Genomic DNA, 25811 nt, shown 5'->3' on the forward strand with positions numbered 1-25811 from the left:
CTCTCACCCTATGCGCGAGCGGACTGCACCAACAGCAGGACAGCAATCCCCATCAGCCCCAGATAGACATAGCGAAGAAAGCTTTGGCCATGCAACCGATGATTGACCACTCGGCCCAGCCAGATCGCGGGCCAGAGAATCGGAACGCAGAGCAGAAAATAGTGCGTAACGGCGCGGCTCCAGAGTCCGGCGGCCCAGTAGCCCGCCATTCCGACAATGCTCGCGGGAAGAAAGTATCCCTGCAATGTGGCGCGGAAGTGCTGCGCCGACCAGCGCCGCATCGCACCATAGATGACCAGCGGAGGCCCGTTCATTCCGTAAGCTCCACCGAGGACACCGGCACAGAAGCCGCAACCAACCAGCCAACCGGGAGCATCGGTCTTCAGCTCCGGCGGCCTGCGGCCAATCAGCGAGTACAGTGCAAAGGCCAAGATGATGATCGCCAGCGCAATCTTCACAGCTTGCTGATGCACACTGGTCAGCAGCAGCAGCCCGACAGGAATTCCCAATAATGTCGAGGCAAAGAGCCATCCGGTGCTGCGGAAATGAATCTTGCGCCAGTCCTGTATGACGACAACCGCTGCAATCGTGATGGAGACCAACACCGCCAGCGGCGCCGCAACGGTGAGGGGAAGGTAGAGGGCCAGCAGAGGAACTGCAACCAGCGCCTCGCCAAATCCAAAGGCCGATCGGATGAAGGTGGCAAAGAAGATCACCGAAAGGACCTCGACGGTGTTTCCACTCATCCTTGGACCTGCTCAAGAGAGACCGGTCGAACGGTCCATAACTTCGTCTTCATCCTTCTATTCTAAACGGCTTCACACACATGCAACCATCGTGCAATCAATTAGTTGCATCCCATCCGTGTGGTTCAATTTGCCGCGGCAATCAAGCCGACAATCTTGTCCATCGCAATGCGATCGGCAGCCGTAGCGGGAGAATGTGCGCTGACCATGACCGAAAAAATCACGGCCTTTCCGCTCGCACAATCGAGATATCCGCTCAGGGCGCGAGCCTCACTCAGAGTTCCTGTTTTGGCGAAGACGTGGTCCTTCAGTGGAGCCTTGCCGAACCGCTCAACCAGCGAGCCATCCTCGCCACCAATCGGCAAGGTACGCTTCCAGTCGGCGAACCAGGGTTGGGTAGCAGCGTATTGAAGCAGTCGTGCCGTTGCGCGAGGAGTAACAAGATCATGTCCACTCAATCCTGAGCCATCGAAGAAGATGAAGTCATCGGGGTCGAGTCCGGCACGAGTTGTCAGGAACGCTCGGATCACCCGCGCTCCACCTACGGTCGAACCATCGCCAAGAACAGCAGCACCAAGGTTGTGGAGGAACATCTCCGCATGGAGGTTCTGGCTGACCTTGTTGGTCACCACCATGTCCTCAATCAAAGGGGGCGAGATGTGTTGCGCGAGAACCGTCTCTGCTGGAGCCGTGCTGCTGCAGTTACTCACACATGCGATGGACGTCTGTGGAGGCGCGTAGGTCTTACTCCAGTCCATCGCCAGAATCGGCTCATGCGATGCACGGAAGAATCCTCTCGCATCGGTCGAAATGCGATGCTTCGCCCGGGCTACTCCTGTCACAAGAATCCCACGCACCTCAAGCATCGACTTCAGCGCCGCGGCGGCATACTCGGCTGGGTCGTGGATGGCGATCTCTTCCTCGTCGGGGCGTGCATCCACAGCAATCGAACCATAGATGCGCAGCACCTTGGATCCCATCGCTCGTTCGATCTGCACATGAGAGCCGCTCCCGTGCGGTCCTGTAACCAACGCCGTAGCATCGACGGTGTAGTAAGGCGCGATGGGGTCGATAGTGATGTTCGTAGGCTTTCCAGGTGCATCTCCCGGAGCTACGGTCAGCTGAAGCTGATTGTCATTGATGACAAGCGCCGAGACAGGAGCGCCGTATCCCCAGACTGCATCATCAATCGACCAGTCACTCGGATAAGGCTCCCAGGGATAGAGTGTGTCATCGCCCACAATATCGCCGTTGATGACCTTCAACCCGGTCTTGGCGACCTGATCGGCCATGTCTTTGAGATACCGTAGTGCAGGTGGCGCCGGAGGAGGCTGCTGTCCGGGAGCAACCTTGGGGCGCATCGACGGAGGAACATATGGAATCACTCGTCCCGAGAGGTTTGCATCTCCCGCTCCGACCAGCACGACATCGCCTGTAAGTTTGCCGGGAGCGCTGAAGGTTCCGCGCGAGATCACCTTCGTCGTAAAGGTCGTATTCGCACCCAGCAGGGCAAGGGCTGTGGCTGTAGTGAACATCTTGGTATTGCTGGCCGGTTGAAACAACTGCCCATCGTTCAACGAATAGATGGGCGCACCATCCATCGCCGTAACCTTGATCCCCCAGTGCGCACGCGCAACCGCCGGATCCGCCAGCACCTCGGAGATCTTCCTTGCCAGCTCGCTGCACGGCCCGCTACGACTTGTCTTCGCCTTTACGGGACCGTCGCATCCAGAATTTTGCGATTGAGCCGGAGCGATGCCTGCGCACACCACCGCTGAAATTGCAGCTGCCAGCACTTTGTTCATATGCGCGACAGTCTAGCAAAGTTCTGGAACATCAGTGCGGGCAAAGCCAACGTTACATGTTGGTGTGTCCGGCCCGCATCTCTTCGTTGAATGATGGCTTCAGGAATTGTAGCGCCGAAGCCAGCTCCTGCTCATACCCCTCGCGATGCTCTATAAGAGCGGGAGCAGGGGTGGCAAACTCCGTATCGGGAGTCAGCAAAATTACGCCTTCATGCGCAACCGCAGCCGCCGTCTTCTTCAGCTCCTCGACGGTCGTGTTGAGGTACTGCGCGTCGCGCGGATCGGTCAGCCAAACCGGCTCGCCGCCGCCCAGGACACCCGAAAGCCAGAAGACCTTCGCCGCCAGGAACTCCTGACGTTGCGCTTCGGTGGTGTCGTTGAAGATGAACTTCTTCTGCTTGGTGCTGTAATAGCGGGTCGTTACCGGAACAGGCTGACGGTTGCCGCTCTTTACCAATTCCAGCTGGCCCTGATCGAACGTCTTGCGGATGGCGTTATAGATGAAGCCTTCGGCGAAGGGCTGCTCCATGGCAGCGACCACTTCGGCAAAGGTCACCGTCATAGACCCCGACACCTTGGCATGGAGAATGTTCTCCTTGCCATCCTCAAGCCGAGCATCGCCATGAACGATGTAGGTATCCGCACCTGAAGTGGATGCGTGGAAAGGCCACTCAAAGTTCCCGAAGCTCAAAGGAAGGCCGTGCAGGGTCAGATAACAGTCTGGACGTGGATTCTTCAGGCGTGTGGCAGTCTCCTTCAGATAGCTCTCCACCACATCCTTCAGAGCGGCTCCGCTGAAGTCGAATGCGGCGCTCAGCTCCAGCGTTTGGGTCTTCGCAGTGTTCGAGGCCGGACCGAGAGTGAAACGCGCCGTCGGTCCGCCGGAGAAGTCCTTGCCCTCCTGCTGCGCGACTACGACCAGCCCGGCCGCCTTAGCTGCCGCCTCAACCTGTCCTGCTAATACACCTGTGCTCATCTGACCTTGTTCCTTTTGATTTTTTCCGTAACCTTTTTATTTTACCGCCTCAGCGACCTTTTCCACGTCGGTTGGCGCGGAGTCGTGCGGTAGAGCTGCCACCAGGGCATCCAAAGCCGAGCTTTGCGTTCCCGCATCAATAGCCTCCGGAGGTCCGGACCACGTCACGCCAAATGTGTTCTGTGGAGTGCGGTTTTTCGTCCAGATTGAGCCCGCATTGACTCGGAAGGCTTTGGCATAACGCGGTTCCGGGGCAACCGTATCCAATGCCCGCAGGTTTCGCACGAAGATGCCTTTGAACTGGATAGCATCGGCGCCGCACTTTGGTTCGCAGACATCATGCAGGACTCCCTCCCCGTCCCCAAGATGCGCCAATGCTGCATCCGCAATTTTCCGGGCATCGTCCAGCACTGCGGCGTTGCCTTGATGCCGGGACCACTCCGCCAATCCTCCCAGGATCACGCCCTGGTTGTAGCTCCAGACCGTCTTCTGGTTGTTGCGGCATGCACCCGTTTTGGCATCGATTGTCAGGCCATCATTAATCAGGTTTTCGCTGTTGATCATTCCCGATTGGCGGAACCATTGCCATTCCTTCGCTGCCCAACCAGCATATTTATCTCGATCCTCAGACGAGCGCGTGGCCAGATGCGCTGCAACCGAGAGAAACAACTCATTGGCGATTGCATTCTTATAGGTACGGTCTTTGCTCCACCAGATGCCCCCGCCACAGGTTGCGTCCCAACCGCCGGCCATATCGGCGAAGATGGACTCCGCCATCGTCAGGTAGCGCGCATCGTGGGTGAGATCGTACGCGTCGATCCATGCGAGTGCCCACCAACCCTCATCGTCGTAATACTTGTTCAGGAATCCAGGGAAACCGGTCATCTCCTTGCCTTCGACCGTTTGTTGCTCCTTCGGGACAGGGACTTGCGCCGTGGCATAGGTGTGGCTCAGCACAGAGACATATTTTCTTGATCCGCTCATGCGCATGAAGCCTGTAATTGCGGTGATCGCATTGGCGGAGTTCCACCATCCCGTCGTGCGATAAAGACCCGTACGGGGCACATACCACTGCTGCAAAGCATCCACCGCAAGCTGCGCCCGATGAAGCATCTCCGGCTTCGGTTCGCCGTTCTGCGTCCGCTCCTGAGAGCTGCAAACGAATGCCGTATTGAGACAGAGAAAAAGCAGGACGATCCGCTGGAAGGTCATCCTTCCGTTTTACCAGCGGAGCGTCCGTCTATGAAGTGCCGTTCTTTAGCCAGATCGATGTATCTTCGCGCACAGCCTTTGTGCGCGGGGCGGTTGAGGAATCGAAGTTTAACTTTTCTTTCGCGGCGGAACCTTCTTTCCCGCCTTGCGCGCCTCCGAGAGTCCAATCGCAATCGCCTGTTTCCGACTGGTGACTTTTTTACCGCTGCGTCCGCTCTTCAGCTTGCCGCGCTTCATCTCACGCATCTCGCGCTCTACATTCTTTCCAACGGACGGACCATACTTTCTTGAACTCGACTTCTTGTTCGCCTTCTTCGATGTAGATTTTCTCGCGGTAGATTTCTTTGCCGAGGTCTTCTTACTCGCACTCCTGCTCTTCTTACTTGTGCTTCTCGTACTCTTCTTGCTTGGAGATTTCTTCGAAGACTTCTTGCTTGCCTTTTTGGTTGCCATAACTATCCTCCCAATTCATTTCAGAAGGCAGAAAGCATCCCATCAGTTGCATCTCATGTTCGGAGATTTCTTCACTCAATGCGTAGCGCGTCTCCGTCTCCTCAGCACAAGCCCGACAAGAAACAGCAACGCGGCAGCACCAAAGAGACGCACCAACATCCTATGCATCCACGTTGGTGTGCGTTGAAGTGTGTCCTCCTGCCACGCAGCCTTTACTCGTGCAAGATCGTCTGAGAGCCCCGGGATCGTAATTGCGTTTAGATCATCCGTCGGTAACGAGCCAAAGATTCGCTCGGGCGATGGTAGCCCTCCATTAACATCCTTTGGAATCGCAGTCATCATCGCATTCACTTCAGCATCGCGAGGGTCGTCGAAGAGCGATACATCCGCCGTGTTCGGAAATAGCGTGTCGGTGCCGGTCATCTTCTTCTCGATGGCCGCCACACCATCCTGGCATACACCCAGCGGATAATAGCCGCCAAAGGGCAAGTCAGGCCGCCGCAGATGCTGATGCGCAAACGCGATCACCATTCTGGCTACAAGCCGGGTCACTTCGACGGCATCCTGATCGCGGTACGTGTGCGCATGACGACCCAACACCCAGGCCTGGTCCAGCGTATCCATCGTGCGAAACTCACTCTTGCCGTCGATGCCGAAGTACCAGCTCACATTTGCATTCACCTTTGGCCCGCGAATCTCCCACTCGTACTCCGCGTGGCTCACCGGCACCAGGAGTGGCCGCTTCTCGCCAGGAATCCGAATCTGCGAGTCGATCCAGAAGGGCATCATCACTTCCTGTCCCTTGTAGTGGAAGTGTCCGAAGTTCGCGAAGTAGCGCGCATCGTAGACCTGCACTGTGTGGCCAGTCGTCATCAATGCCGTCATCAGTTGCTCTGGCGTGGATACTGTATGTCCATCGATTGCTGCCAAAACCTGAGCCACCCCATTCAGCTCGTTCATGCTCAGCCGATTCAACACATCCGCCAGTCGCTGGCTTTCCGCATGCAGAGGTGCCAGTTGCGAATTCGGCCCATCTCCGCGCTGAACTCCAGCACCCAGATCGAAGACGATTCCCTCCATCGTGAATCCCGGCAATGTCGATGGCTTGTTCAGATCGACAGTCTCCGCCTTCTCCAGCGTGTACGGACCGAGATCGATGAAAGGTTTGATCCGCTCCGTCGTTACCGGTCCAGTCTCCAGCGCGGCATGCTCACTCGCACTCTCATGCATCGAAGCCGTTCCATCGTCCTTCTTCGCAAAGAACCTTCCCGCAATCTTGACCGTCGGATTGATGCCTTTGAGCGTCCACCCTGGAAAACGATCCAACCCGCGCCAATCTTTACCCAGAATCAATTCACGCAGCCGATGAATCAGCGCTGGCGACATCAGCGCCGGTCCTTGCTTTCCACCATTCAGCTGCGCCAATAGAGCGTCGGTGAATCCCGGCGTAGCCGAAAGCTCGCGCATCATCCCTGACAGCAGAATCGTGTTCGGCGGCATTGGCCCTTCCGGCACCACGTAGGTCGCGTCTCCCTTGCACCCAATCAGCGCCAACGATACTACAGAAGCCAACGTCCACATTCGCAGAAACGACACGCCCATCCGCATCCGCCTATTAAAACCTCAAGCGGCTTGCGGAGCAACAATCCCCCGCCTATTTTCTGAAGTGTCATCCTGAGCGGAGCCTCTCGCAGTTCTATCGCGAGAGGCGTAGTTGAAGGATCTGCGTCTGCTCTTTCTGCATGGCGCAGGTCCTAGCCATCCAGCTTCTTCGTCACTAGTTCATTCAACAGAGCTGGATTCGCCTGTCCCTTCGACACCCGCATCACCTGGCCCACGAAGAACGCCGCGACCGTCTTCTTTCCACCGCGATACTGCTCCACCTGTTTCGGATTCGCTGCAATCACCTCGTCGATCATCTTCTCGATCGCGCCCGCATCCGAGATCTGCTGCGGTTTATCGCGCTCGTAGATCTCCGGGAAGTCCTTGCCTTCAGCGAAGCTCGAATCCAGAAGCTGCTTCAGCTGCTTGGAGCTGATCGTCCCTGCCTCCATCAGATCAGCAGCCACTACGATGCCGTCCAGCGAAACCGGGGACTGATCGTCCTCAAGCTCTGCTGCGCGTAAACGCATCGTGATCTCCGATAGCAAAATCGAAGCTACGCGCTTCGGGGACTTCGCCTTCTTCGCCGCGACCTCAAAGCGATCGGCAAAGGCACGGGTCGCCGTAATGGTGGCGGCGTCCTGATCGTTCAGACCGTATTTCTCAATCATGCGTGCGCGCCGTGCTTCCGGAAGCTCCGGTAGCTGCTTCTCAATCTCGGCCTGCCACTCCTTGCCCACCACGAGTGGCGGAAGGTCCGGCTCCGGAAAGTAGCGATAGTCATGTGCCTGTTCCTTCGAGCGCATCGAGTAGGTGCGGCCCTCACCGCTATTCCACAGTCGAGACTCCTGCACCACGCGCCCGCCATCTTCAATTACACCGATCTGGCGCTCGATCTCGTATTCCACTGCGGCGCGAATATAGCGGAAGCTGTTGACGTTCTTGACCTCGGCCTTGGTGCCGAACTCCTTCGCACCCTTCAGCATCACGCTCACGTTCGCGTCGCACCGCAGCGATCCTTCTTCCATGTTGCAATCGCTCACGCCGGTGTACAGCAGAATCTCCTTCAGCTTCGTTAAGTACTCGAAAACCTCGTCGGGAGTGCGCAGATCCGGCTCGCTCACGATCTCTATCAGAGGCGTTCCGCAACGATTCAGGTCGATATACGTCCGATTAATCGAATCCGCAAAGCCGTCATGAATGCTCTTACCTGCGTCCTCTTCCATATGCAGACGGGTAACACCAATGCGCTTGGTGATCGGAGCACCGCTCGCGTCAAAGGCCGGAATTTCAATCGCCCCATGCTCGGCAATCGGCTTGTCGAACTGCGAGATCTGGTAACCCTTCGGCAGGTCGGGATAGAAGTAGTTCTTCCGCGCAAAGATGCTCGTCTCGCGAATCTCGCAGTTGATCGCACGGGCAGCCAGCACCGCAAACTCCACTGCCTGGCGATTCAGCACTGGCAGCGCTCCCGGAAGCCCCAGGCAAGTGGGGCACACATGAGTGTTCGGCTCACCGCCGTACTGGTTCACGCAGCCACAGAAAGCCTTGGTCTCCGTAAGGAGCTGGACGTGAACCTCCAACCCGATCACAGGCTGGTACTTGGCAAGAATCTCTGGCGAAAGCGCAGTAGCGGTGGACATGATTACCACCGATTTTATCAAGTATGCCGTTCAGCCATCCGTCCTCACGCATACGGCAGAACTGGAGCTCCTCAAAAACCGCATAGCCTTCTCACTTTGGTCAGGATCTACTTACTCAAGCAGATATTTCTATCTTCTTTTGCATCACAGTCCTCATCATGGCTTTTCGACTTCGTCGCCGCCGATCGCCTGCTCCAGCTCCGCCTGGCTCAGATGCACCAGCTCATTTGAATGCATTCCACTGCCCTTCAGAGACGACCTCGACGGCACCGCCTTCCACTCGAATTGCCGTTTGATCGTCGATGACATACATCGGAACAGGCAGCTTCGCAGCCCACTTCTCTGCGCTCACAAAGGAGGCATCAGGACGATCTTCGTGGTTCGCGTGCGGAAGAATGGCGAAGTCTGCAAATCCCGCACCTTTGGCCGTGATGAAGTTCATTCTGACCTCACCCTCCGATGCTGCGAAGGTCATCTCCTCCAGCGTGAGTGGAGTACCAGTGCCTTTATAGGGCCTATGGTAGGTCTCGGCGAAGATGGGAGCTGCAATCATGCTGCCTGCGCTTACTCCGACATAGACCAGGTTTTGCAGCGACGGCAGGAATTCTGCCAGCCCGGACTGGCTCATCCAGTAGCTCAGATAAAGCGGGTCGCCGCCCCACACCAGCAGAGCGTCGGACTGCTCGAGCGACGAGACCCAGACATCTTTCGCAATACTAGGCAGCGCGGTAAGTTCAAGGACTCCAAGCGACTTCCAGCCTAATTCGCATAACGGAGTCGGTACTTTTCCGCATATCGCCTTATAGGCCATACCCGCGCCAACGGCAAAAGGATAGATCCCCGTGGGAATGAAGAGCGCGTTGGACTCTGCGATCGGTTTTCCGAGAAGGCCGATCAAAGCGCCACGGATGCTGGGATTACTGATGCCAGAAGAAGTCAGAAGAAGCTTCATCATGCCTGCCCTTTGGTATGGTTGGCCTGCATTACGAGTCTATCTTTGAATATGCCTTCTTCCGGTGCTAAGCGAACACGATCAGTTTTCGTAAAGAACACGCTTCGCTTTACTGAATGCGGTTCCAATGCGGTAGAAGCGTCCGTTGTCACTAACTCTTGCTTCGCTTGCCGTAAACTCCGAGCGCCAACAGCGGAAAGTAGTTCCGGTACAGGTGGTAGCTGATGTAGAACACGCCTGGGAAACCCGTCCCTGTCGTGATCGTCTCGTCCCATGTTCCATCCGGACGCTGATTCTCGCAGAGCCAGCGGACTCCATCCTGGACCGAATTGCTGCGGACTCCGCCCGCCGCCATCAGTCCTAGTAATGCCCACGCCGTCTGCGATGGCGTGCTCACAGCCCGTTCGAACCGCTCTGTGTCATATCCCAGGCAGCTCTCACCCCATCCGCCATCGGGATTCTGAATCTCGCGCAGCCAGTGTGCTCCACGAGCAATCGCCTCGACCGCACCGGGAGCTCCGGATGCAACCAAGCCACGTAGAGCCAGGAAGGTCCCGTAGATGTAGTTCACTCCCCAGCGGCCATACCAGCTTCCGTTCTCCTCCTGATGAGACAGCAGATAATGAACACCGCGGATAATCGCCGGATGCGTACAATCGAACCCACGTTTACATAGCGACTCGATCACGCGCCCCGTGATATCTGGGCAGGTTGGATCCAGCATGGCATTGTGATCGGCAAAAGGGACCTTGTTCAGGATCTGCCAGTTGTTATCCACATCGAAGGCGGCCCATCCACCATCGGAACTTTGCATCCCCAGCAGCCAGTCCACTGCTCTCCGCTCGGCGCGCTTCTGCCGCTCCGGATCACTTGCCTTGGCATGCAGCAGCGTCAATAACACCATCGCCGTGTCGTCTATATCGGGATAGAACTCATTGGCAAACTCAAACACCCAGCCCGAAGGTGTCAGGTTCGGACGCTTGGTCGCCCAATCTCCTCTGCGCCGAATCTCCTTGCTCAACAGCCAGTCCGCAGCAGCAGTCATCTGTTCCGGGTTCCCCTGCCCCGCCTCGCCCAGCGCAAAGGCCCCAATCGCCGTGTCCCACACTGGAGACTTCGCCGGCTGGAAGACCATCCCCTCTTCACTCTCCAGCATCAGGCCGTCGAAGTGACCAATCGCCTCCATCAGGTCTGGATGGTCGCGCTCGTATCCCAGAACATCCATTGCCATGATGGAGTACATGATTGAGGGATAGATCGCCCCCAACCCCTCGCTATAGTGCAGCCGGTCCAGCATCCAGTGCTCGGCCTCGCGAATCGCGCGATCGCGAATCTTCTTCACGCTCTGCCGCTCCCAGCGCTTGAACAGCTTATCGGCGCGGATAAACAGGTTGGCGATGCGGTCCTTGCGATGCAGCGCGATGCGCTTGTTCGGGTGGAACAGCTCTTCGATGCGCAGCCCTCCTGGCGTAGGCCGCGTGCCTCCCAGCGCCTGCACAATCGAAAGTGGAACAATGATCGTCCGAGTCCACGACGACATCTCGTACAGCACGCTGCCCGGAATAATCATGATCTCCGGAGGAATCGTCGGGCAATACTTCTTCGGAAACAGGTCGAAGAAGCTGTAGTTGATCCGCGTGTAGCTGTTGCAGGCCTGAATCCCTCCCATCTTCAGGATCAACGTACGGGCTTTTTGCATGCGCGGGTCCTCGGGACTCAGGCCCGTCATCTTCAGCATCGTGTAGGCCCGCACCGTAGCGTTGATCTCCGATGGGCCGGGCTCATAGATGTTCCACCCGCCGTCTGGACGCTGCGTCTCAAGCAGCGACTTCGCCGCTTTGCGAATCTTCGGCATCGTCGGCGGATCCCAGCTTCCATTCGCCGCCGGGGGATAGAGCCACATCTGCAACAGAATGTAGTCCGACAGCAGAGTCGTGTCCGCCGTAAGGTCGCCCACCCAATAGCCTTCAGGATTTTGCTGCGCCTGAAGCGTTGTAGCTGCACGGGCCGCGGTTTCCCTGGCCTCATGAACCGAGGTGTTGCGTACCGCTGCCTGCACAAAGGGTGCTAGCGCCTGGAGGTTATACGACGCCTGTCCGCCATCAAAAACAATTCCGGGCACTTCCTTCATTCCACCCTGCTCCTTCTCTAAAACCGTCATTTGAATACAGGTTTTCGCAAATATGAAAGTAGCAGAGATCCAGACAGAAATCCACCAAACCCGTCGCTGAATGACAGGTTTTCGCAAAATATCGAATTTCCATCTCAGTCTTGGGGGCAGACAGCACCGCAACCCGGTGTCGCGTTTCTGTGGCGACACATTTTTGGCAATAATGAAAAAACGCTATGTCTAAACGTGAATTTCAGACTGAAGTCTCCCAGCTCCTCCACCTCATCGTTCATTCCCTTTACTCGCATCCCGAGATCTTCCTTCGCGAGCTGATCTCCAACTCCTCCGACGCGCTCGACAAACTGCGCCACCTCACCCTCACCGACGACAAAATCAAGGCGCTCATTGGTAATGGCATCGACTCTCCGCGCATCGACCTTGAGCTGAACGAAGAGGCCAAGACCCTTTCCATCTCCGATACCGGCATCGGCATGAACGAGGAAGACCTCGTCTCGCACCTCGGCACCATCGCCCGCTCCGGTACCAAGAACTTCCTCTCGCAGCTCTCCGGCGACGCCCGCAAGGACTCCAACCTCATCGGACAGTTTGGCGTCGGCTTCTACTCTGTCTTCATGGTCGCCGACAAGGTTGAGGTCGTCTCGCGCAAGGCCGGAGAAGACAAGACCTGGAAGTGGACCTCCGACGGCAAGACCGGCTTCGACCTCGAAGAGGTGACTGGTGATGCCGCACGTAAAGTCGCAGGCACTACCGTCCACATCCACTTCAACGACGAGGGCGCGCAGTACGCCAACGGTTACCGCCTTACCGAGATCGTCAAGAAGTACTCCAATCACATCGCCTTCCCCATCTTCCTCACCCACGACAAGAGCGAGTGGAACGCCGAAAAGAAGGAATCCATCAAGACCCGCACCACTGAGCAGGTCAATGCGGCCTCCGCGATGTGGCAGCGTTCGAAGTCCGAGTTGAAGGACGACGACTACACCGGGCTCTACAAATCCCTCACCGGCAGCTGGGAGGATCCGCTCTTCTGGTTCCACACCCGCGCCGAGGGCACGCTCGAGTACACCACCCTCTTCTACATCCCGGCCAAGGCTCCGCTCGATCTCTACCAGGCTGACTACAAGACCGGCGTCAAGCTCTATGTGAAGCGCGTCTTCATCATGGATGATTCCAAGGAGTTGCTTCCGCCATACCTCCGTTTCGTGCGCGGCATCATCGACTCTGAGGATCTGCCGCTCAACGTCTCGCGTGAGATTCTGCAGCAGAACAAGGTGCTCACCGCTATCAAGACGGCGAGCGTCAAGAAAATCCTCTCCGAGCTGAAGGCCATCGCTACCAACGACCCCGAGAAGTACTCGACCTTCATCGCCGAATACAACCGCCCACTCAAGGAAGGGCTCTACGGCGACTATGCCAACCGTGAAACATTGCTCGACCTCATCCGCTTCAAGTCCACCAAGGTCGAAGGGCTCACCTCGCTCGCCGAGGCTAAGTCGCGTATGCAGCCCGAGCAGAAGGCTCTCTATTACATCACCGGCGGCAACGAGAGCATCCTGCGCAACTCGCCGCTGCTTGAGATCTACAAGAAGAAGGGCATCGAAGTTCTTCTCCTCGACGACGACATCGACGAGATCGTCTTCTCCACTGTCGACAAGTACGACGGCATCGATCTGAAGGCGGTCAACAAAGGCGCCGCCAGTGAAGATCTCAAGGACGAGAACGAACCCGCTAAAACCGCCGAACAGGCCGAAGCTCTGAAGCCGCTGCTCGAAAAGATCAAGGCCACGCTTGGCGCCGCCGTCAAAGAGGTCCGTGCCTCCACGCGCCTCGCCGACAGCCCCTCCGTCATCGTCTCCGACGAAGACGAGCCCTCTGCCCGCATGCGTCACATGATGCGAGCCATGGGACAGACAGAGATGCCTGAACCTCAGCCCACGCTCGAGATCAACCCCGATCACGAGATCATCAAGAAGCTCCTGGCCGACACCGCCAATGCAGGAGACGTCATCAAAAACGCAAAGATCGAAGATGCCGCATGGCTTCTCTTCGACCAGGCCCTGCTGCTCGAGGGCGTGCCACTCAAAGATCCGGCCACCTTCGTCCAACGCCTCAACCGCGTGTTGAATCAATCCATCTGAATGCGATAACAACTTCACAAACGTACAACGCCTTCCACTTGGAAGGCGTTGTACGTTTCATGCATTCCATTTGAATCCATGAAGAGGAAGCGCTTGTCAGCTAGCATCGGGCCGATCATGGGTGAGCCAGGCATAGAGGGTGAGGAACATTATGACTATGCGACCAACCATCGAGAAATAAGAACCCTAACAAAGATGCGGATTTGCTTACTCTCAAGTTGAATCTCCGCACCCAGCTTCAACAAATCTGCCAAACACATAAATCGGTAAACCAAAAGCATCGTCCTGTCTAAGCGACCGCTGTAGACTGGTGCCAACACTTTCGAGACCCGACGATCAGCATGAGCGTTACACTCAAACGAATGAGAATGAAGACTCTGTTTGCATCTATCCTGGCGACCGCGCTCATCTCGACCGCTGCCGCGCAAGACGTCAAAGAGTTTCTGGGCCGTTGGGATATGACCGTGACCCCCGCGACCGGCAAACCCTATCCCCAGTGGATCGAGCTGACCGATAACGGCGGCAAAATTGAGGGGAAGGTTCAGCCGAGAGGTGGTGCATGGCATCCTATCGTCGGCGCCCACGTGGACTCGGGCAAGCTGATCGTGGATTTGGGAGAAGCGCGACCCGGCACGGACATCAGTTGGGAGCTCACCTCCCCTAGTGCAGGCAAACTGACCGGCATCGAGAAACGTGGCGGCGACACCGGCCCGACGCTCGCTGGCATGAAGGCACCTTCGCTCGATCGACCCATGCCGAAGAAGTGGACCAAACCCCGGCCTCTCTTCAACGGCAAAGATCTTACCGGTTGGGAGCCGATCGGAAATGTCGAGAACAACAAATGGGTGGCACGCAACGGCGAGCTGGTGAATGACAATCCCGAGGTGCTCGGTCAAAAGATGCGCCCGGCCGCCAACATCATGACTACGGAGAAGTTCCAGGACTTCAAGCTGCACATCGAAGTGAACTGCCCGGAAGGTGGCAACAGCGGCATCTACATGCGCGGTCGTTATGAGCTGCAGATAGGCACCGAGGGTGGCAAGCTCCCGTCCCATGAGATGGGCGCGATCTACAGCTGGTACCCACCACCAGCAGGCGCAGAAAATAACCTCGGAAAGTGGACGAGCTACGATGTCACCCTCGTCGGCAGACATATAACGGTCTACCGAGACGGTAAGCTATACCACGACAATGTTGAGCTTCCCGGTCCGACCGGCGGCGCTCTTGACAGCAACGAAGCCGAACCAGGCCCCTTCTATCTGCAGGGGGACCACCATGGCGTCATCGCTTACCGCAACATCACTATCTCCGTTCCGAAGAAGTAAAGCTGTCTAGAAAGGTGAACATGACGAGCAGCAAGAACAAGCAGCCAGTCATGTTCGCCTGATAAGCAACCACGCAAAAAAACGGTCGATGTTGAGGTACATCCGGGCGTTGATTCTCCCCTTATCCAACCTAAATAACACAAAATAAATAGCATTTGGATTGTTGGATCCCCCAAAAATCGAGCAATTCATTGACCTGTCAACAGAAACAAGCTAAACTCATTAAGTTTGGCGCCGCAGCCAGCGTGTCTCCACTTCAGGGACGGCAGGTTTGGGCCAGGAGATTTCAGGTTCAGGGAAGCCGACTGGAATCACCACCCTGCAAGCGCCCCATGCAGCACAATTCATGAAGAAAGCGGAACGTTCTTCGGAGCGCGCTTAGAGGTTCTAACCATGTATGCAGTCATCCGCACCGGCGGCAAGCAGTACAAAGTCGCTCCCGGCGATACCCTGAAGATCGAGACCACGGCCCACCAGGACGGAGCCGTCGAGTTCGCCGACGTTCTCGCCGTCTCCGGCGCCGAGGGCAAGTTTGAGAGCGACCTGAAGGGCGCCAAGGTGACCGCATCGGTCGTAGGCGAAGGCCGCGGCGACAAGATCCTTGTCTTCAAGCTGAAGCGCAAGAAGCAGTACAAGAAGATGCAGGGCCACCGCCAGAACTTCGTCGAGGTCAAGATCAACGAGATCCTCGTAGGCGGAAAGTCGCTGAAGTAAACAAGTTAGATTTCAAGCGCCACGCTCGGTCCTGATCGACCCAGAACGGCGCGAAATGAGGCAATAGGAAATGGCACATAAAAAAGGTTTAGGTTCTTCCAAAAACGGCCGCGACTCAAATGCACAGCGCCTTGGCGTCAAGCGCTTTGCCGGCCAGACGGTTACCGGTGGCTCCATCCTCGTCCGCCAGCGCGGAACCCCGCTGAAGGCAGGCACGAACGTGGGCCGCGGTAAAGACGACACCCTCTTCGCCAAGATCGACGGCGTGGTCCGCTTCCAGGACCGTGGTCAGCATGGCCGCTTCGTCTCGATCGACCCGATCGCGACGGCATAAATCTTCCAGGCTCTCCTGGAACAAAAGCCCTGCCTGTGCAGGGCTTTTGTCGTTGTTTCAACAGAATCGTCACCGCATCGAGGGCAACTTTTAAACGGAAGAGCCTGGGATCTTTCCCAGGCTCTTCTTGTTGAGAGAACCTTTCAGGCTCGTGCTGCGGGTGCAAACCCATCGCATCCGCTGATTGGAGTCACTTTCAGGTGCAGCGTTGCATGTTTGGGGTGACCGCACTCGTCCACCATGTTCAAGGGAGCCTCATGGCTCTTCATGATCGTAATCAGCGCCGGTGCCGTACCGTGGCCCTCGCCAAAGTGGGTACAGAGTCCGCACTGTCCATTCTGAATATGTTCCATCGCCGCATCCTCCTTCTCTGTTGGAGTACAGAAACACAATGCCTGTTGCCCACCCAGGCCAAGGAACTTCCTTGCAGGACACAGTAGATTAGCGCCTCTTCCGCTGTAAAGCGCGGCCAGGCTGGTCCGTGCCGGAAAACAAAATGCGATCAATTAAGTCGCGTATGTACAAGACTCCCACTGATAATCGTGTTTCTGGAACAGAACGAGAAGTCGGACGTATCCTTATCAGCAATTGGAGGTCAGGCAGCTGTGGACTATACCGATCCTCTTTATACCGCCGGAATGACGGACCATCAGCGCGCGTGGTTCTACGCCGAATATGAACAGGCCCGCCGCGATGAGGTCATAGGAGTGCTTCTTGCCATCTTTCTCGGCAGCTTCGGACTCCATCACTTCTATTTACGTCGCAATGGAATCGGCGTTCTTTATCTTCTCTTCAGTTGGACAGGGATTCCAGCGATTCTCGGTTTTATCGAAGCCTTCTTTATGCCCGGTCGAGTGCGCGCATACAACGCGATACAAGCCAACTATATCGCCGGACAAATCCGTGCGACCAGCCCAACCGGCGCTCCTCTCGCAGCCTCACGAACGAACATTGTCTGCCCTGCCTGTGGAAACCCGCTTGCAGCGAGCGCTGGCTTTTGTTCGCGATGCGGTGCGCGGACTGCTTGAGACATCATGCCGCGCTTTCTTCAGGGAGAACGTAAATAAAACGCAGGAACGAATGGCGTGCTAATCCAAAAGATGGTGCGCCATTTGTTTTACGGGAGGAAGTTCAAAAGATGGCAGGGAACTATATGACTGAGTCTGCGGTCTAATATAACGAGTGAAGAAGAGGGGGATTGGATGACTCTGCTGAATGCGCCGAAGTACGACGCGAGCCGTGAAAAGCGCAGGACATTCTTGATTTTCGGAAGCATCGCATTGGTTCTGCTAGCCGCAGTGATTGGGGTTGGAGGGTACTTGTTCGGGCATGGATGGTTCTTCACGAACCTGCATGCGGAGCACAAAGTGAGCCAGTTCTTCGATGCGCTGGAAGCCAAAGACTATGACAAAGCCTATGCGATCTGGATGAACGATCCGGACTGGCAGCAGCATCCGCAGAAGTACGACTACAGCCTGAAGCGGTTTACTGAAGACTGGACGACGGAGAGTCCTGTCGGACCCATCACGTCGCACCATGTGGATATCTCCAAAACGGATGGGACCGGCACCTTCGGAACGGGGATCATCGTCGCCGTACGGGTGAACGGCGATCATAAGATCTTTATGTGGTATGAGAAGAAGGACGGAACACTAACTTATCCCGCACCGCATGAGCTGCAATATCAGTGAGACGATCTGGCGATCGCATTTTGAATCAGAGTTCAATTTTGAAAGAGATTGCAATGGTGGGCCCGGAGGGATTTGAACCCCCAACCAAGGGATTATGAGTCCCCTGCTCTAACCGTTGAGCTACAGGCCCGTGAGGTGCGATCCACAAGCCTGAGAGGCTGGAAGATTCAGGCGGTTGTCCTCAGTCTTTTAAGTTTCGCATAGTAAAGGCAATTTCGCTGCGCTCAGAATCAGGAACACACGAAACATCGTGATCTTCGCTGACTGTATCTCTACAGAGAAAGCCCCGCGCGTTTCGCATGCGCGGAAATTGCTTGGTTGATTTCGAGCGCCAGTTTGAGTGCCGCTCGTCCATCCTCGCCGGAGACCTCCGGCTTTGTCCTGTTGCGAACTGCGTTGAGAAAAGATGAAATTTCCAGCCGCAGCGGCTCTCCCGGTTCAACTGCAACTTTGTTGAGCGAGAGCCCGGGCGAAGGATGTCCGCCGTGCTGTTGCAGCATCTCAGCCATGGCGGCGAGTTTTGCGAGATCCATTCCCGCAGCCGCGGTCACGTCAATCATTAGCAGGTCCTGGCGAGCGAAGTCGAGCGAGAGATACTGGTGCGGCTGGAAGAAACGCAGCTTGCGCACGCGTTCGGTACTGACACGACTGGCAGTAAAGTTGGCGACGCATCCGCTTTCGAACTCTACGCGAACGTTGGCGATATCAACTTTGGGTGAGAGCACCGGCAAACCCACGGCCCGCACCTCGCGGACAGGCGAGCCGGTTAAGCTCAGCACAATATCAAGATCGTGAATCATCAGATCGAGCACAACATCGACGTCAAGCGAGCGCGGCGTAAAGACGCTGAGGCGATGCGATTCGAAGAACATCGGCTGGTTCAGAAAACGCTTCGCCGCGGTAACCGCTGGATTGAAGCGCTCCAGGTGTCCCACTTGCACGATGCGGTCATGTTTCCAGGCGAGTAATAAGATACTGTCCGCATCCTCCAGGGTTGGAGCCAGAGGTTTTTCGATCAGTACATCGACGTTCGAGACGATGAGCTGTTCCGCAGCGCCACGGTGATGGACCGTCGGAACACAAACCGATGCAGCGTCAATCTTTTCGATCTTCGCTAAACACTCTTCGATCGAGGAAAACGCCGGAATGCCGAACTTCGCGCCCGCCTCAGCAGCTGCGCTGGCGTTCTGATCGACAACAGCAGCAAGCTGTACAGCTTCGCCCGCAAGCTCAAGTTCGCGATAGACACGAAGGTGATTGCGGCCGAAGGCTCCGGCTCCAATGACCGCAACGCGGAGTGGATTAGCGATGGACACTATTTGACGGGGACTTCGACTGCCTGACGGCAGCGTGCGTACAGCTCCAGCAGCTGTGTGACCTGATCTTCGGGCTTGGCTGAAGTAGCCGCGACAAATCCGGTTGTGGAACCGGTGCTTTTGCTGCCGAGATTCGCATGCGAAGCGACGAACTTCAACAGGTCAAGAGCGATATCTTCTGTGCGGCGCGCGGAGGTTGCGTTGACTTCCATGAAGGGGGTTCCTCTCGTTTCTCTTAGTCTGAATCTTAATGTCCGCACATGGGCCTGCGCAAATCATCACAGATTTAGCTCAGTATGCGGGGCGATTTCACGCCGCAAAGAATCTCGTAGGGGATCGTTCTGGCAATGCAGGCATGATCGTCGGCGGTGATGCCTTCGCCAAGAAGGATTGCCTCATCGCCAACCTTGATCGAGGGAATGGCAGTTACATCGACAGTCGTCAGGTTCATCGAAACGCGTCCAACAATAGGAGCGCGCTCCTTGCCGAACATGACCCATCCGGCCGGACTTGTATTGGTGGCTGACAGGTCGCGCCTGAGCCCATCGGCATAGCCTGCGGGAAGCAGCGCCAGCCTCATGCGGCGCTCCGCCATGAAGATTCCGTTATAACCGATCCTTGCGCCAGGCTCGATCTCGCGCAGGCCGGTCACGCGGGTCTTCCACGTCATCACGGGTTTGAGGCTGGGTCGAATGCGAGCTTCGTGAACTCCTGCATATCCCTGTTGGACTTCGATGGGAAGACTGTAACCGTAGAGCGCAAGACCGCTTCGCACCATGCAGCGTGCGGACACATCCTTCGCTACATTCCTCAGCCAGCAGAATGTTCCCCCATCTTCTGGAAACGGATTGTCGACCGTGGAGGAGTTGCCTGCGTGGATCCACGCGGGTCTCAGCCCGGCGTCCTGCACCTGGTGCAATGCCTGCTCAAAGCAACGCTGTTGCTGAAGAGTCTGGTGCGATCCGGCGATCTCGGCAGAGGCGAAATGCGTCATCACGCCTTCCAGGTGAATTCTGTTTTGCAGATTCAGCCATCGCAAAACCTCATCCAGACTGGCGCCTATGGCGACTCCCTGTCGCGACATACCCGTGTCAATCTCAAGATGCACGGCAAACGAGCGCGCGGAATCGCCATCGTTCAGAGCGTGGGCCAGGGCTTCCATCTGAGAGATCGTCGAGACAACAGGAGTCAGTTCGGAAGCGACCAGAACGTCGGCATCTTCATCGAGTGACTCGCTCATCACCAGAATGCGCGGCTGTTGGGCTGATGCAATCCCGGCCCTCTGAAGAGCGGTTCTTACGGCCGCGCCCTCACCAGCATCAGTAACTCCCAGCCACTCGGCTCCTGCTGCGGCCAGCACAGGAGCGCACAGCTCTGCGCCGTGGCCGTAAGCATCAGCCTTAACCACGGCCAATACGGTGATGTCTGCACCTGCAGCTTCTTTAAGGCAACGATAATTGGCGGTTAGCCGCTCTTCTGAGATCTCCACCCAGCTCTTCACTCTTCTATCCTACGGCCCGATGCGTCTTCTCTTGATGGAGCCATGTTGACTGAGAGGCTACAGCGAGCTGGAAGCGGGGGCCATCAGTTCGCGGCGCTCTTCGGCCGAGGGCACAACCTTCTTGATGTGATCTTCGAGCCGCTGACCTTTTTTCGGTGTAAAGGTTCGCTCGAGGATGGCTACCTCGTCCATGCGATCCAGGCGGAAGTCGCGAAAATCATTCCGCAGTTCGCACCATGAGGTCAGGGTCCACACTCCGCTCCAGAAAACGAGCGCCAGCGGCCATACACAACGCTCGCTCACTTCGCCGTCTTCGCGAATGTATCGGAAGCTGGCGACGCGGCGCATCTTGCAGGCCATGTGCAGCGAATCAAGCCGGGCGCGCAGATGCGGCTTCATCCTGTAGCCCGGAGCGTAGAGCAGAATGGAGTCGAACTCGTTGCGCAGATCGGCGGGCAGGACGGCCTCGATGCGTTGCAGGGCCTGAGCGGCCCCAAGCACATTCTCCTCGCCTCCCCAGGCCCGCACCAGGCGAGCGCCAAGGACCAGTGCGGTCAATTCTCCACGGGTGAACATCAACGGTGGCAGGTCCATATCGCGGCGCAGCGTGTAACCGACGCCGGCCTCACCTTCGATGGGGGTTCCGGCAAGTTGAAGGTCCTGAATATCGCGATAGATGGTCCGTTGCGAAACCTGCAACTTCGTAGCGAGCGTCTGCGCTGTCTGTAGCCGTCCCTGACGCAGGAACTGCACAATCCGAAAGAGGCGGTCTGCACGTCGCATGTGGAAAATTCTCAGCTAACGCTGTCAGTTACAGGTTGATTCTACTGACATCTCAAATCTGTAACTGACAATACGCTTTTTCAGTACGAGTGCAATCCGATGTGATTCCCTTCGGAATCACGCAGGCAGGCGAAGTGGCCGTGGCCGCCCGGGACGGGGGTTTTGGGCATCAGCACCAGGCCTCCGGCCTTGCGAACACGCGCCAGGACGTTGTCCAGTTCGCCATTGCAGTTCAGGTAGACCATCGCGCCGCCGCGGCCGGGTTTCTGGAACGTCCTTTTGACCAGAGTGCCGCCAGTTCCGGTCTGTTCAGAAGCGAACAACGCCATCGGACTTCCTTCGTTATAGCGCTCCATCTTGACGCCCAGCAGGGTTTCATAAAAACCGGTGGCCCTGTCCAGGTCTTCGCAGGGAATCTCAAACCAGTTGATAGCATTCTGTTTTACGGTCATTTGTTCGCTCATGGGGGCGCTCCTTGGTCCCTCTCGGGAAACACTCTTAGGCGACTACATTACGGAGCATAACGAACCCCTACTGACAGCATCATGTCAGTAGGAATGTCGGCAGGAAACATTGTGACGAACACCCGCATGAATCCCTCGAGATGAAGCTGCGAGCCGAGTGGGCCGCCGGTTCTGTCCCGAGTTACTTGCCGGAAGAAGTTGTCGCCGCGGGGGTTGAAGTTGCGGCAGGCGCGGCGGGGGTTGTGCTGGCGCTATCACTCGACGAAGATGGGGCGCTCGCCTTGGTCTCGGAAGACTTCGGCTTAGCATTGCCATAACCGTCGGCATACCATCCACCCCCCTTGAAGGCGACTGCGGGAGCCGAAAGAACACGCTCAAGGTGTCCATCGCAAAACGGGCAAACCGTAATCTCCGGATCAGAGAATTTCTGGATCTTTTCGGTTCGTTTGTGGCACTGAGTGCATTCGTATTCGTAGAGCGGCATAGAGGCTGGCGTTCCTGATCGTAACTTCCGGACAGATCTGGAGTGGGTTCTGTCGCATCTTCCATTCTAATCGAGCCTAAAAGTAAAAGCTCCTGCGGGGACGCCGCAGGAGCCAATCAGTGCAAGGCATAGAAGTTACAGCTTGCCCAGTTCGATCAGCCGAACGCTGGCGATTGCCTCCACCTTACGGAGCGCCTCGACGGCAGCGTTGGCTGTAGTTGCATTGGGGACGTCGATCTGGACGACGGCCAGGGCCTGTCCCTGTGGAACGCGCTGCGAGCGGGTGGAGCGTCCGAGAGCGAAATTGGCGATATTGACCGAGTGCTCGCCCAGGATAGTTCCGATGCGTCCGATCACACCGGGAACATCGTGGTTGCGAATCGCCACCAGGGTTCCGGTCAACGGAGCTTCGATATCAATGCCATCGTAGGACAGCAGACGTGGCGAGTTGCCGTGCAGAACGGTGGCGGAAGCCGAAGCGTCTCCTGCGGAGGAATGCAGCGTCAGCTTAAGGACCGACCCCGCGCCTCCAGTAGTGAACTCCTTCTTGTCCTCCTGCACCCGGATTCCGCGCTCTTCTGCGATGGCCGCCGCGTTGATGCGATTGGCGGTTCCCTTCGATTCGCCATTGCCTTCCGAGCCTGAGAAGATCCCGGCCAGGGCGGCGTTACGTACCAGATCGGTCTTTCCGGTTGCGAGGCGGCCGGTGTAGCTGATCTGGATGTTCTCCAGGTTTCCCGGCGTGGCGTGCGAGAGAAAGTGGCCAAGACGCTCGGCCATCTCGATATAAGGAGCGACCTCGGTGTACTCCTCGTGGGTGAGCGAAGGCAGATTGACCGCATTCTGCACGACACCCAGCTTGAGATAGTCGCTTACCTGACGGGCAAGCTGGATGCCGATAGCTTCCTGGGCCTCATCGGTGGAACCAGCAATGTGCGGTGAGAGGATCACGTTGTCGAGTCCGAAGAAAGCGGAATCCTTGAGCGGTTCCGAATGGAAGACGTCGAGGGCAGCTCCGCCGACGTGGCCGCTCTTGAGGGCATCGGCCAGCGCCTGCTCAACGATCAGCTCACCGCGGGCACAGTTGATGATGCGGACGCCTTTCTTCATGATGGCGAGCGAAGTAGCGTTGATCATGCCCTCGGTCTGCGCAGTGAGGCCGACATGCAAGGTGAGGTAGTCGGAGCGACGGAAAATCTCATCGATAGGAACAAGGGTGACGTCGTTTTCGCGGGCGATCACCGGCGCGATAAAGGGGTCGTAGCCGATCAGCTCCATTCCGAAGGCACGGGCGCGGCGAGCGACCTCGAGACCGATACGGCCCAAGCCGACGATGCCGAACGTCTTTCCGCGCAGTTCGCGGCCCTGTAGGGTCTTCTTTTCCCACTTGCCCTGGTGCATGGTGGAATTGGCACGAGGAATGGCACGGGCGAGCGACACCATCAGGCCGAGGGTCAACTCAGCGACGGCGATCGCGTTGGCTCCGGGAGTATTCATCACAACGATGCCGCGGCGGGTGGCAGCGTCGGTATCGATGTTATCCACGCCTACGCCAGCGCGGCCGATGACGCGAAGCTTCGGGGCGGACTCCAGCAGCTTGGCATCAGCCTGAACTGCGGAGCGCACGACCAGGGCGTCCGCGTCGGCAAGCTCGGCGGCAAGGCCGTTCTTGATCTGGTCGGCGGTAACGACCTGCCAGCCTGGTTCCTGCTGGAAGATGGCAAGGGTGGCGGGAGAGACTTTTTCAGCGAGAACGATCTTCAAGGATGACCTCAGGGGTTACAGGTGGTTTGGTTTTAATTTTAATAGACAGAGAACAAGGAGTGCTTTGAAAGAAGGGTCGTTGGTCTCATGAGCGCTTGCGCCGGCCCTCCCAGAGAAAGAAAAAGAGTGCTGCAAAAGCGACAACACCAACAACAGGCCAGGCTTGCCGTATCCGGTCGCGCCCGTTGACGGAGGCAACAGCATAGGTATGGCCGGCGTCTGGAACATAGGCGCCACCGCTGGCGATGGTTCCAGGTTCCGCGCTTCCCGTACCGCCGTAGTAGTAGCGGTAGGCTGTACTCTCCAGAGGCTTCTCTCCAAGAATGCGCTGCTCGCCACGGGCATGACATAGATCGTCGTCAACAACGACATGGTCCTGGTCAACACACCGTTTCATCTCGGGCTTGCTGCAACCGGTTGTGGTGGCAAACGAAGCCGCTGTAAGAAGGAAGGCTGCGAGTTGGAGAGAGCGTTTCATTTCGCTCGTTTCCATCCATAGGCTAGGCAATCTTCCTGCTGTTTCTCAGGAAGATTGCCTAGCCAGGTTGACTTGCTACTTTGTTCGCTCGGCGAAGACCTTCTGGGCAGCAATGAGGCCGTTACCGAAGGCGAAGCCGGGCAGTGGGAGTTTGGCTGCGATGGCGACCTGCTCAAGAGCGCCAATGATGGCGATCGTGTCCAGGTAGTCGAAGAAGCCGATGTGCGCGATGCGGAAGAGGTGTCCCTTCATCTCGCCCTGTCCGTCGGTGACGATAGCGGCGAACTTCGACTTGAGGCCCTTGACGATGACGCCGGAGTCCGTACCCTCGGGTGGCAGAATTGCAGTTGCGGCGGCAGCCTCATAACCGGCAGGCGCGAAAAGCTTTAGGCCCATCGCGGTTGCGGCTGCGCGAGTCATGGCGGCGCAGGTCTCGGCATTGTCGACCAGCTTCTTGCGGCCTTCTGCGAGATTTCCATCCGCCTGGCTGGCGATATAGTCGAGCGAGGCTCCAAGAGCTGCGATCAGAGCAACGGGAGGCGTATACGCGCTCTCACCCTTGGCAGCATTCTTGCGCTCCTTGCGGAGATCGAAGTAGTAACGCGGATTGTAGGTCGACTCCATGCGGTCCCATGCACGCTGGCTCAACGCGATATAGCTGAGACCGGGCGAGATCATGACGGCCTTCTGCGAACCACCAATCAACACGTCGATTCCCCAACCGTCCATGTCGAGGTGCGTAGTACCGAGTCCGGTGATCGCATCGACGATCAACAGTGCCTCGGACTTGGCATCTTTCAGCAGCTTCGCAATCCCTTCCACATCGTGGCGGACGCCGGTCGAGGACTCGGTCGCCTGTACGAAGACGGCGCGGGTCTCAAGCTTGAGCGCTGCCTTGACTTCATCGAGCGAGAAGGTCTGGCCATAGGGCTTTTCAATCACATCGACATGGCAGCCGAAGGCCTTGGTCAGCGCGCTCCAGCGCTCACCGAACTTACCGGCGGTCAGGACAAGGACACGGTCACCGGGCGAAGTCAGATTGGAAACCGCAGCCTCCATGGCTCCAGTACCGCCGCTCGAAAGAACCAGAACGTCGTTCTTGGTACCGACGAAGTCCTTCAGCTGCGACAGAACACGGGAAAACAGGGCGCGGAACTCAGGGGTGCGGTGGTGGATATCGGCGGCCGCCATGGCGAACTGGGCGGCGGGAAGCAGGGGCGTAGGCCCAGGAGTAAAGAGGCGCGTTTTGCGGATCATACCTCTATTGTAGAGGCGGCGACCGGACCGCCCGGCGTTTTA

At 57.2% G+C, this 25811-nt stretch carries 25 protein-coding genes and 1 tRNA gene; 6 read left to right on the top strand and 20 right to left on the bottom strand.

The features are described from left to right. Positions 1-8: 8 nt before the first annotated feature. The 9 genes from H7846_RS17670 to shc form a co-directional block, all read right to left on the bottom strand. On the bottom strand, positions 9-746 hold the full coding sequence (locus H7846_RS17670; RefSeq protein ID WP_186694102.1) for a sulfite exporter TauE/SafE family protein: 738 nt from the start codon (positions 744-746) through the stop codon (positions 9-11). Between the two features lie 125 nt (positions 747-871). After that, the gene (dacB, locus tag H7846_RS17675; RefSeq protein WP_186694104.1) at positions 872-2551 is read right to left on the bottom strand and encodes a D-alanyl-D-alanine carboxypeptidase/D-alanyl-D-alanine endopeptidase; all 1680 of its coding nucleotides are present in this window, start codon (positions 2549-2551) and stop codon (positions 872-874) included. A 52-nt stretch (positions 2552-2603) separates the two neighbouring features. Continuing rightward, positions 2604-3527, bottom strand: a complete 924-nt coding sequence (locus H7846_RS17680) for a hypothetical protein (protein WP_186694106.1) — start codon at positions 3525-3527, stop codon at positions 2604-2606. Between the two features lie 36 nt (positions 3528-3563). Beyond that, entirely contained in the window at positions 3564-4739 is a 1176-nt protein-coding gene (locus tag H7846_RS17685) for a glycoside hydrolase family 76 protein (protein ID WP_255460732.1), read from the bottom strand. A 108-nt stretch (positions 4740-4847) separates the two neighbouring features. Further along, the gene (locus H7846_RS17690; protein ID WP_186694108.1) at positions 4848-5192 is read right to left on the bottom strand and encodes a DUF6496 domain-containing protein; all 345 of its coding nucleotides are present in this window, start codon (positions 5190-5192) and stop codon (positions 4848-4850) included. 75 nt (positions 5193-5267) lie between these two features. Next, positions 5268-6794 (bottom strand): hypothetical protein, encoded by a 1527-nt coding sequence (locus H7846_RS17695; RefSeq protein ID WP_255460733.1) that lies wholly within the window; start codon positions 6792-6794, stop codon positions 5268-5270. 152 nt (positions 6795-6946) lie between these two features. Further along, positions 6947-8437 (bottom strand): Asp-tRNA(Asn)/Glu-tRNA(Gln) amidotransferase subunit GatB, encoded by a 1491-nt coding sequence (gene gatB, locus H7846_RS17700; protein ID WP_186694110.1) that lies wholly within the window; start codon positions 8435-8437, stop codon positions 6947-6949. A gap of 223 nt (positions 8438-8660) precedes the next feature. After that, positions 8661-9392, bottom strand: coding sequence for a Type 1 glutamine amidotransferase-like domain-containing protein (locus H7846_RS17705; protein ID WP_222597528.1), 732 nt, complete (start codon positions 9390-9392; stop codon positions 8661-8663). A 148-nt stretch (positions 9393-9540) separates the two neighbouring features. After that, entirely contained in the window at positions 9541-11520 is a 1980-nt protein-coding gene (gene shc, locus H7846_RS17710; protein WP_186694112.1) for a squalene--hopene cyclase, read from the bottom strand. A gap of 215 nt (positions 11521-11735) precedes the next feature. On the opposite strand from shc, the gene htpG reads away from it, so the two are divergent. From htpG to rpmA, 4 genes are all read left to right on the top strand, one after another. Then, positions 11736-13658 (top strand): molecular chaperone HtpG, encoded by a 1923-nt coding sequence (gene htpG / locus H7846_RS17715; protein ID WP_186694114.1) that lies wholly within the window; start codon positions 11736-11738, stop codon positions 13656-13658. A 368-nt stretch (positions 13659-14026) separates the two neighbouring features. Continuing rightward, positions 14027-14983, top strand: coding sequence for a 3-keto-disaccharide hydrolase (locus H7846_RS17720; protein ID WP_255460734.1), 957 nt, complete (start codon positions 14027-14029; stop codon positions 14981-14983). 393 nt (positions 14984-15376) lie between these two features. Then, positions 15377-15697, top strand: a complete 321-nt coding sequence (rplU, locus tag H7846_RS17725; protein WP_186694116.1) for a 50S ribosomal protein L21 — start codon at positions 15377-15379, stop codon at positions 15695-15697. A gap of 70 nt (positions 15698-15767) precedes the next feature. Further along, complete coding sequence (gene rpmA / locus H7846_RS17730) at positions 15768-16031, top strand: 50S ribosomal protein L27 (protein WP_186694118.1); 264 nt, start codon at positions 15768-15770, stop codon at positions 16029-16031. A gap of 143 nt (positions 16032-16174) precedes the next feature. On the opposite strand, the gene H7846_RS17735 is transcribed toward rpmA, so the two are convergent. Beyond that, positions 16175-16384 carry a hypothetical protein gene (locus tag H7846_RS17735; protein ID WP_186694120.1) on the bottom strand — a complete coding sequence of 70 codons (210 nt, stop codon included), beginning with the start codon at positions 16382-16384 and terminating at the stop codon, positions 16175-16177. A gap of 252 nt (positions 16385-16636) precedes the next feature. Between H7846_RS17735 and H7846_RS17740 the strand changes: the two genes are divergently transcribed. Then, entirely contained in the window at positions 16637-17059 is a 423-nt protein-coding gene (locus H7846_RS17740; protein WP_222597529.1) for an NINE protein, read from the top strand. Positions 17060-17233: 174 nt separating this feature from the next. Beyond that, complete coding sequence (locus H7846_RS17745; RefSeq protein WP_186694122.1) at positions 17234-17722, top strand: hypothetical protein; 489 nt, start codon at positions 17234-17236, stop codon at positions 17720-17722. Positions 17723-17776: 54 nt separating this feature from the next. On the opposite strand, the gene H7846_RS17750 is transcribed toward H7846_RS17745, so the two are convergent. The 10 genes from H7846_RS17750 to H7846_RS17795 form a co-directional block, all read right to left on the bottom strand. Continuing rightward, positions 17777-17852 (bottom strand) — tRNA-Ile (locus tag H7846_RS17750). 142 nt (positions 17853-17994) lie between these two features. Continuing rightward, positions 17995-19038 (bottom strand): Gfo/Idh/MocA family protein, encoded by a 1044-nt coding sequence (locus H7846_RS17755; protein ID WP_186694124.1) that lies wholly within the window; start codon positions 19036-19038, stop codon positions 17995-17997. Further along, the gene (locus H7846_RS17760) at positions 19038-19250 is read right to left on the bottom strand and encodes a hypothetical protein (protein ID WP_186694125.1); all 213 of its coding nucleotides are present in this window, start codon (positions 19248-19250) and stop codon (positions 19038-19040) included. Before H7846_RS17760 ends, H7846_RS17755 begins: the two co-directional genes overlap by 1 nt. 74 nt (positions 19251-19324) lie before the next feature. After that, complete coding sequence (alr, locus tag H7846_RS17765; protein ID WP_186694127.1) at positions 19325-20539, bottom strand: alanine racemase; 1215 nt, start codon at positions 20537-20539, stop codon at positions 19325-19327. A gap of 57 nt (positions 20540-20596) precedes the next feature. Then, the gene (locus tag H7846_RS17770) at positions 20597-21322 is read right to left on the bottom strand and encodes a helix-turn-helix transcriptional regulator (RefSeq protein WP_186694129.1); all 726 of its coding nucleotides are present in this window, start codon (positions 21320-21322) and stop codon (positions 20597-20599) included. A gap of 80 nt (positions 21323-21402) precedes the next feature. Continuing rightward, on the bottom strand, positions 21403-21786 hold the full coding sequence (locus H7846_RS17775) for a VOC family protein (protein ID WP_186694131.1): 384 nt from the start codon (positions 21784-21786) through the stop codon (positions 21403-21405). 181 nt (positions 21787-21967) lie between these two features. Next, a complete protein-coding gene (locus H7846_RS17780; protein WP_186694133.1) occupies positions 21968-22270 on the bottom strand; it encodes an FmdB family zinc ribbon protein in 303 nt (100 codons plus the stop codon). Positions 22271-22405: 135 nt separating this feature from the next. Continuing rightward, entirely contained in the window at positions 22406-24034 is a 1629-nt protein-coding gene (gene serA, locus H7846_RS17785) for a phosphoglycerate dehydrogenase (RefSeq protein ID WP_186694135.1), read from the bottom strand. Positions 24035-24119: 85 nt separating this feature from the next. After that, positions 24120-24512, bottom strand: coding sequence for a hypothetical protein (locus tag H7846_RS17790; RefSeq protein ID WP_186694137.1), 393 nt, complete (start codon positions 24510-24512; stop codon positions 24120-24122). 75 nt (positions 24513-24587) lie between these two features. Continuing rightward, entirely contained in the window at positions 24588-25769 is a 1182-nt protein-coding gene (locus tag H7846_RS17795) for a pyridoxal-phosphate-dependent aminotransferase family protein (RefSeq protein WP_186694139.1), read from the bottom strand. Between the last annotated feature and the right edge of the window lie 42 nt (positions 25770-25811).

This window comes from Edaphobacter sp. 4G125 (assembly GCF_014274685.1).
GTDB lineage: Bacteria > Acidobacteriota > Terriglobia > Terriglobales > Acidobacteriaceae > Edaphobacter.